This is a genomic window from Brevundimonas sp. Root1423, from assembly GCF_001426805.1.
The window spans coordinates 1-5,834 of the sequence record NZ_LMFL01000070.1; the positions used below are offsets into that span (position 1 = coordinate 1).

General features: G+C 66.8%; 5 protein-coding genes and 4 pseudogenes. 6 read left to right on the plus strand and 3 right to left on the minus strand.

The genetic code is table 11. The annotated features are described in order from the left end of the window. From ASD25_RS32595 to ASD25_RS29955, 3 genes and pseudogenes are all read left to right on the plus strand, one after another. On the plus strand, positions 1-335 hold a 335-nt coding region (locus ASD25_RS32595), incomplete at both ends, for an aminoacyl--tRNA ligase-related protein (protein WP_304439670.1). Position 336: 1 nt separating this feature from the next. Then, positions 337-742, plus strand: a pseudogene (locus ASD25_RS32600) (His/Gly/Thr/Pro-type tRNA ligase C-terminal domain-containing protein); the annotation flags it as partial. Position 743: 1 nt separating this feature from the next. Continuing rightward, positions 744-944, plus strand: a pseudogene (locus tag ASD25_RS29955) (His/Gly/Thr/Pro-type tRNA ligase C-terminal domain-containing protein); the annotation flags it as partial. Positions 945-1,016: 72 nt separating this feature from the next. Here ASD25_RS29955 and phnE read toward each other — a convergent pair. From phnE to phnC, 3 genes are all read right to left on the minus strand, one after another. Further along, a complete protein-coding gene (gene phnE / locus ASD25_RS27335) occupies positions 1,017-1,775 on the minus strand; it encodes a phosphonate ABC transporter, permease protein PhnE (protein WP_055829899.1) in 759 nt (252 codons plus the stop codon). Positions 1,776-1,831: 56 nt separating this feature from the next. Then, entirely contained in the window at positions 1,832-2,833 is a 1,002-nt protein-coding gene (phnD, locus tag ASD25_RS27340) for a phosphate/phosphite/phosphonate ABC transporter substrate-binding protein (RefSeq protein WP_055829817.1), read from the minus strand. Then, a partial coding sequence (phnC, locus tag ASD25_RS27345; protein ID WP_235562904.1) for a phosphonate ABC transporter ATP-binding protein occupies positions 2,830-3,600 on the minus strand: 771 nt, incomplete at its 5' end. The genes phnD and phnC, both read right to left, overlap by 4 nt. A gap of 401 nt (positions 3,601-4,001) precedes the next feature. On the opposite strand from phnC, the pseudogene ASD25_RS32605 reads away from it, so the two are divergent. From ASD25_RS32605 to ASD25_RS27355, 3 genes and pseudogenes are all read left to right on the plus strand, one after another. Then, positions 4,002-4,128: pseudogene (locus tag ASD25_RS32605) on the plus strand (hypothetical protein); the annotation flags it as partial. 1 nt (position 4,129) lies between these two features. Next, positions 4,130-5,308: pseudogene (locus ASD25_RS27350) on the plus strand (type III PLP-dependent enzyme); the annotation flags it as partial. A gap of 166 nt (positions 5,309-5,474) precedes the next feature. After that, positions 5,475-5,834 (plus strand): deoxyhypusine synthase family protein (locus tag ASD25_RS27355; protein ID WP_200943742.1); only part of this gene is annotated, 360 nt, incomplete at its 3' end.

A 5,834-nucleotide genomic window follows, 5' to 3' on the forward strand; every position in this document is an offset into this window, starting at 1 on the left:
CTGCACGGCCTGATGCGGGTGCGCGGCTTCACCCAGGACGACGCCCACATCTTCTGCCGCGAGGACCAGATCGTCGACGAGACGGAGCGGTTCATCCGCCTGACCCAGGTGATCCACGCCGACCTGGGCATGCAGACGCACGAGATCGCCCTGGCCACCCGGCCCGAGGTCCGCGCCGGCACGGACGAGTTCTGGGACAAGGCCGAGGCCATGCTGCTGGACGCCTCGAAGAAGGCGGGCATCGAGCCGGTCATCGCCGAGGGCGACGGCGCCTTCTACGCGCCCAAGCTGGACTTCATCGTCAAGGACGCCATCGGCCGGACCTGGACCTGCGGNCAACTCGACTATGTCCTGCCGGAACGTCTGAACGCGGAATATATCGGCGAGGACGGTCAGAAGCACCGGCCGGTCATGCTGCACCGGGCCATCCTCGGCTCGTTCGAGCGCTTCATCGGCATCATGATCGAGAACTACGCCGGGGCCTTCCCCCTGTGGCTGGCGCCGACCCAGGCCGTGGTGGCGACCATCGTCTCGGAGGCCGACGACTACGCGCGCGAAGTGCAGGCGCGGTTCAAGGCCGCCGGCCTGCGGACCGAGCTGGATCTGCGCAACGAGAAGGTCGGCTACAAGGTGCGCGAACACTCGGTCGGCAAGGTCCCGGTCATCGCCGTGGTCGGCAAGAACGCTACGTTACCTACACCTCCACCGCATCCAACCTTGTCGCGGGCGCGGCGGACAATAANAACGAGAAGGTCGGCTACAAGGTGCGCGAACACTCGGTCGGCAAGGTCCCGGTCATCGCCGTGGTCGGCAAGAACGAGGCCGAACAGGGCACGGTCGCCATCCGCCGGCTGGGCTCGCAGGCGCAGGAGGTGGTGTCGCTGGACGAGGCGATCCGCATCCTGACGGAAGAGGCCACGCCGCCGGACCTGCGGCCCGCCTGACCGGGGCGGAAACAAGAAAGCCCGCCGTCGCGATCGCGGCGGCGGGCTTTTCAACGGGGGAGTGAAGCGCCGTTACAGCAGGCGTTTGCGCATGGCCTGGGACAGCATGTCGATCAGGGTCACGGCCACCACGACCACGACCACGATGGCCGAAACGGCGCGGAAATCGAAGGCGTTCATGCTGTCGAACAGCACCTGGCCGATGCCGCCGGCCCCGATCAGGCCCAGCACCGTCGCCGACCGGCTGTTCGACTCGAAGCGATAGAGGGCGAAGGAGGTCCACAGCGGCGCGACCTGGGGGATCACGCCCCAGACGATCTCGTGCAGCTTTGAGGCGCCGGTGGCGCGGACGCCCTCAACCGGGCCCTTGTCGATCGACTCGACGGCTTCCGAGAACAGCTTGGCCAGCACGCCGGCGGTGTTCAGGGCGATAGCGAGCACGCCCGCAAGAGGCCCGAGCCCCACGGCGACGACGAACAGCAGGCCGATGACCAGATCGGGGATCGAGCGCAGCAGGTTCATCAACCATCGCACCGGCGTGACGACCCACACCGGCGCGATGTTGCGCGCCGCGGCCAGACCCATCGGGATGGCGGCGAAGACGGCGATGAAGGTGCCCCAGAGGGCGATCTGCACCGTCTCCCACATCTTGCCGACGAACAGCTTCCAGTCGGTGAAGTCGGGCCGCAGCAGTTCGCGCGCGAAATTCTGGGTGTTCTCGTTGTTGCTGAACAGCTTGGTGACGTTGACCAGCTCGACCGGCCCGAAGCTGTAGACCAGCACGGCGCCGACCCCGCCCCAGATCAGGATGTCCAGCGCCCAGGCGGCCATCGACTTGGTCGGGGGGTTGGGGATGGCCGTCGCGGCCGGTTTGACGGCGGCGTCGGTCAAGGCTGGACCTCGCGCAGGCTGCGCAGGCGCTGCAGTTCACGCCCGGCGGCGGCGACGCCGGCGGCGTCGCCCTTGGCGCGAGCCTCGCCCAGCTTCTGGTCGGCGATCATTTCGCGGATCGGGTTCAGATAGCCGTCGTCGGCGGCGTTGAAGCGCGAATATTCCAGACCCGCCAGAACCTGACGCTGGCGTTCGGCCTCGACGCCTTCGCCCTGGCCGTAGGTCAGGAAGAAGCTGCGGATCTTTTCCTTCAGCGCCGGATCGAGGTCCTCGCGGACCAGGATGCCGCTTTCGGGGATCGGGGGCGACTGCCAGATTTCCTGAATCTGGGCCGCGATCTGCGGGTTCTGCTTGCGCAGGAAGACGGTGTTGACCGTGTTCGAGGTCGCCACGTCGAGCTGGCCCGAGGCGACGCCGAAGGCGTTCGACTGGTGGTTGGCCGAGCGGACGTTTCTGAAGCACTGGGCCGGGACGATGTTGCGCGGATTGAACAGGAAGGCCATCGGGGCCAGCGTGCCCGAGGTCGACTGGGCGTCGCCGATGCCGAAGTCGAAGCGTTTGCCGCAGGCCATGACCTGATCCAGGGTGATGCCCGAGCCGGTGCGGACGATCAGGGTCGAACGGTAGCTGTCCAGACCCTCCTTGTTGACCGTGCGGGCGATGACCTCGGCGTCGGCGCGGTCGATGGCTTCGACGGCGGGCTTGGCCGAGAACCAGGCGACCTGGGTCTGGTTGCCGCGCATGGCCTCGACCAGGACGGTGTAGTTGGAGCCGAAATAGGGCTTTACCGGCACGCCGATGGCCTTGGACATGTCCTCCAGCAGCGGCTGCCACAGCGGGCCGGCCGAGGCCTGGCCCTCGGCGGACAGGATGGAGAAGGTCAGTTCGGTCGGCGCGGCGGCGGACTTCTCGCCCCCGGCTCCGCATGAAGCGAGGCCGAGCATGGCGACGGCGGCGGCGATCAGGCCGAGACGGCGGGTGACGGGGGCGAAGGTCATGCCTTGGTTTCCCAGAACGCGTCCTCGAACTCGGGACCGTAGATGTCGATAAGCTGTTTGGTGTCCAGGCCTGTGGCCGGGCCGTCATAGACGATCTGGCCGGCCTTGAGGGCGATGACCCGCTCACAATAGCGGATGGCGTAATCGACCTGGTGCAGGGTGACGATGACGCCCATGCCGTCGCGCTGGTTCAGTTCCACCAGCAGTTCCATGACCTTGCGGGCGGACACGGGGTCCAGCGAGGCGACCGGTTCGTCGGCCAGGATGGCCTTGGCGCCCTGGACGAGAGCACGGGCGATGGCGCCGCGCTGCTGCTGGCCGCCGGACAGGGTGTTGGCGCGCTGGGCCGCATAGTCGGACACGCCGACGCGGTGCAGGGCCGCCATGGCGCGCTGCTTGTCAGCCGTCGGCCAGGCGCCGAGAAAACCCTGCCAGCCCGGAATACGGCCTAGGGCGCCCAGCATGACGTTGGAGAACAACGACAGCCGGCCGACCAGATTGAACTGCTGGAAGATCATGCCCAGCTTCTGGCGCGCGGCGCGGGTCGCGCCGGTCGTGCGGCCGTTCTTCTGGACGCATTCGCCGAAGACGCTGATCGTTCCCTTGCCGGAATCGATGGTCTGCAGGCCGGTGATCGATCGCAGCAGCGTCGATTTGCCCGACCCGGAAGGGCCGATCAGGGCGACCATTTCTCCGGCCCCGACCTCGACGGACACGCCGTTCAGGGCCTTTCGGGCGCCGAAAGTCTTGGACACGTCCTTCACGGANAGGCGATTCTGCCCCGTACTGCCTCCGACGGCGGCRGTGGCTGAGGTCATGGACACGCTGAAAGCGGTTGCAAGGGCGCGCCGCATGGCCCGATCAGGCCCGCGAGGCAAGTCTTAATGGCACGTTCGCGAGGATTTCGTCCAGCGGAACGGCAGGCGGACCGGTCCGAACCGCCAGCCCGCCGAGAAGCGACGGCTGCGGCGGGGAGCAGCGGCGGATGGGCGCCGCCGGCATGGTCCGTTGGCGGACCAATCTCGTCTAACCTCAAGCCCTGCCTGAAAAAAACCGCTTTACATGACAGTCACGTGACCCTACATCGCGGCTTCCGGCGGACCCCGTGGTCTGACACTATGCGCTGCTAACGCCGGCTGGGTTTAACAATTACAGGGGTTTACGTGAATTGCGCACGTATCCATTTCCCCTGGACCTGGTCCGCGAGCGGTCCCCTGAGCGTCCCGTCGCACTCGTGCGGCCTCGTTCGGTTTCCGTAGCGGCGCGCTGCGTAGCCGATATTGGCGATCGACGAANGTAGCGGCGCGCTGGTTCCAGGACAATCTAAAGGCCGACGTCTTCTATGCTGTGAAGGCCAATCCCTCGCGCTGGGTCATCGAGACCCTGGTCGAGGCTGGCGTCACCGCCTTTGACGTCGCATCGCTGTCGGAGATCGAACTGGTCCGTTCGGTCAGCGCCGACGCGCGACTGGCCTTCATGCACCCGGTCAAGAGCCGCGGCGCCATCACCCGCGCCTATTTCGAGCACGGCGTCCGCACCTTCTCGCTGGACAGCCATGACGAGCTGGCCAAGATTCTCGACGCCACCGGCGGCGCCACGGATCTGAACCTGCTGGTGCGGATGGCGGTCTCGGCCGACGGCGCGGCCTATTCCCTGTCGGGCAAGTTCGGCGTCTCGCCGGACCAGGCCCCGTCCCTGCTGCTGGCCACGCGCCAGGCGGTCGTCGACGGCCTGATGGGGGTCTGCTTCCACGTCGGTTCGCAGTGCATGCGCCCGTCCGCCTATGAGGCCGCCATGGCCCAGGTCGGCCGCGCCATCACCCGCGCGGGCGTGATCGTGGACATCGTCGACGTCGGCGGCGGCTTCCCCTCGGTCTATCCGGGCATGGTGCCGCCGGACATGAGCGAATACGCCGACGCCATCCACCGCGGCTTCAACGACATGCCGGTCACCCACACCACCGAACTGTGGTGCGAGCCCGGTCGCGCGCTTGTGGCGGAATCGTCGTCGGTCCTGTGCCGCGTCGACCTGCGCAAGGGCGACGCCCTGTATCTGAACGACGGCTCGTACGGCTCGCTGTTCGATGCGACCCACTCGCGCTGGCCCTTCCCGACCAAGCTGGTCCGGGACGGCGCGAGCGCCAACGAACTGAAGCCCTTCCGCTTCTACGGCCCGACCTGCGACTCGATCGACCACATGCCCGGACCGTTCTGGCTGCCGGCCGATGTGCAGGAAGGCGATTTCATCGAGATCGGCATGCTCGGCGCCTATGGCGTGGCCATGTCGACCGGCTTCAACGGCTATGGCGAGCACGACATCGCCGCGGTCGGGGACGCCCCGATGGCCTCGCTGTACGGCCTGGCGCCGCGCTCCATCCCGACCGTGCGCACCACGGCGGAAGAGCAGGCCCGCAAGGTGGTTCGCCTGAGCCGCCCCAAGGGCAAGGCCGGCCAGCGGAAGAAGCAACGGCGCTGACGCCTCCAACTTTTGTCGTCATCCTCGGGCTTGACCCGAGGATCAGACCATCCCCGCCTCGCTCTTCAACGAATTAGGGATGGATCGTCTGACCCTCGGATCAAGTCCGAGGGTGACGGGTTTGGGTATTGAGCCTATTGGGCCCCGTCGGTCGCTCCGTCCCGACATGGCTTCCTTCAACGACGGGCGCTCAAACCAAAGGGAAACCCTTGCAATGAACGCTCCCGTTCAGTCGAACCAGAAGGCCCAGCTGCTTCAGAACACCGTCGAGCATGTGGACATCACGTCCTTCGACGCCCGCCCGATCATCGACAGCATGCGCAAGATGTCGTTCTCGAGCCGCGACACGGCCCGTGCCGCCGACATCTTCAACATGGCCATCGAGGACAAGGACTGCTCGCCGTGGCTGATCCTCGCCGGTTCGACCTCGGCCGGCGGCTGCATGCACGTGTACCGCGACATGGTGAAGTTCGGCATGATCGACGCCGTGGTCGCCACCGGCGCCTCGATCGTCGACATGGATTTC

Bases quoted from the DNA above. Each gene is read 5' to 3' on its own strand.
- phnD (WP_055829817.1), bottom strand. From the start codon at position 2,833: ATGACCTTCGCCCCCGTCACCCGCCGTCTCGGCCTGATCGCCGCCGCC.
- phnE (WP_055829899.1), bottom strand. From the start codon at position 1,775: ATGGCCGCCTGGGCGCTGGACATCCTGATCTGGGGCGGGGTCGGCGCC.